The organism is Monashia sp. HAY1-5C (genome assembly GCF_056755255.1).
This window is the reverse complement of record NZ_JBPGXG010000521.1, coordinates 1-254: the sequence shown is the minus strand read 5'-3', so window position 1 is coordinate 254 and position 254 is coordinate 1. Positions and strand designations below refer to the sequence as shown.

Here is a 254-nt window from a genome sequence, read left to right as displayed (position 1 = left end):
CAGGGAAACAGAATCTTGTATTTAATGTTTTTGACCGGTATGGAGCGATGATCCACAAAGCAGATAAATCCAACCGATACAGATGGGACGGAACTATGGCGGGAAGAAAAGTTCCTACAGGAAGCTACTGGTATTCCGTTTCCTGGAATGAAAACGATAAGAAAAATACTCCTGTAAAATACTCAGGATGGGTATTGGTTAAAAACAGGGATTGACCTTTAGAAAAACCTTCAAAAAGAGCGACTGTATTATAT

At 39.0% G+C, this 254-nt stretch carries 1 protein-coding gene; it reads left to right on the top strand.

The window, feature by feature from the left end; all coding sequences use genetic code 11:
* On the top strand, positions 1 to 215 hold a 215-nt coding region (locus ACR9ZK_RS22650; protein WP_481344177.1), incomplete at its 5' end, for a T9SS type B sorting domain-containing protein.
* Positions 216 to 254 lie beyond the last annotated feature (39 nt).